2 pseudogenes are annotated in these 1,445 nt (G+C 72.5%); one reads left to right on the forward strand and one right to left on the reverse strand.

The annotated features are described in order from the left end of the window. Positions 1-777 (reverse strand): annotated as a pseudogene (locus tag AB0O29_RS35895) (hypothetical protein); the annotation flags it as partial. A 246-nt stretch (positions 778-1,023) separates the two neighbouring features. Here AB0O29_RS35895 and AB0O29_RS35900 point away from each other — a divergent pair. Further along, positions 1,024-1,362: pseudogene (locus AB0O29_RS35900) on the forward strand (DUF1203 domain-containing protein); the annotation flags it as partial. Positions 1,363-1,445 lie beyond the last annotated feature (83 nt).

Genomic DNA, 1,445 nt, shown 5'->3' on the forward strand with positions numbered 1-1,445 from the left:
GGCCTGGATCGGGGTGGTGACCCCGACCGAGGTGGAGACGCCGGCCGTGAACGACTGGGCCCAGCCGGAGTGGTACACCGTGGTGAAGATCTGCTTCATCGTGCTGTCGGTGCCGTTGTACCAGACGGACGAGGCGATCTGGCGGGGCAGGAGCTCGGGCTGCCCTTCGGACCTCTGGGTCCACGAACACGTCGACGTCCGCCTCGAGCACAGGTCCGCGTAGTAGTCGAGGGCGAGGCTCCTCGCTTCGGCGGCCTTCGACGCGGGCACCGTCCACTCCTGGCTCGCGCCGCCGTCGCAGACGTTGGGCTGGGCGAGGATCCCCCACAGGTGGAGGCCGCCGCGGTTGTCCATGCACCACTCGGTGCCGTTGGTCTCGTCGCGGCGGACGATCCCGAACGTGTTGGGCTTGCCGTCGACGGGGCGGAAGTGCCACTGCTCGCCGTCCTTGCCGCAGGACTGCTGGACGGCGGGCTGGCTGGCGTAGACGCACTTCCCGGAGGAGGTGCTGGCGAGGTTGAAGGTGCCGGGGGCGGCGAGCCTGATCAGGCGCCAGTTGGTGTAGTTGGTGCCGTCGGGGGTGACGGAGATCTGGTTCCCGTCGCCGTTGCCCGTCGCGTTGAGGGTGCCGTCCGTGTTGGTGAAGGTGTACGCGTCGCCCGCGGTGGCGGCGGCCGCCGGGGGAGCCGCGGCGACGGCGAGGGCCGGGGCGATGACGGCGAGGGCGAGGGCGGGGGCCGCTAAGGCCCTTGCGGCGCGGGTGAGGTGGAGTGTCATGGCATCTTCCGGTCGGGTTCCGGTGGAACGTGCGGGTGGGCCGTCCGTTTCGTGGAACGGCGGAGCGGAGCCCCTTCGGGGACAGTCACGCAGCCCCGTGCCGCGCCGCGAACCCGCAACAATCCGGATTGACCGCCCGGGAAGAGGACCCGGAGCTCCCGCGGTGGCGCCGCGCACCCTGCGACGGCGAGGCGCGAGGTCGGATTTCCGCCAGCATCCGCGGACTCCGCCACGCAGTCTGGGCGCATGACCACACTGATCCACCACCCGGCGGCCATCGCTCCCCACGTGCTCCGGGAGCTCCGCGACCGCGACGACGCCGGCGTCGTCCCCCGCCCCTACGCGCTCGACCCGGCGGGTGCGCCCCTGCGCTGCTGTCTGCGGCGGAGCCGCGCCGATGAGGAGATCTCGCTCGTGTCGTACGCCCCGCTGCGCAGGTGGGCGGCGGAGGTCGGCTGCGACCCGGGTGCCTACGTCGAGACCGGCCCCGTCTTCATCCACAGCGGCCGCTGCGAGGGGCCGGATCCGGTCTCCGGCCATCCGTTCGCCGAGACCGGCGCACTGCGCGCGTTCCGCCGGCGCGACGATGGGCCGTGACCTCATCTTCGGCATCCTCGGCGTGAGCGCCCAGAGGACCGCGCACCGCGTCGAGCTGCTGGGGACGGCGT

This window comes from Streptomyces sp. NPDC089915 (assembly GCF_040684675.1).
Taxonomy (GTDB): Bacteria; Actinomycetota; Actinomycetes; order Streptomycetales; family Streptomycetaceae; genus Streptomyces.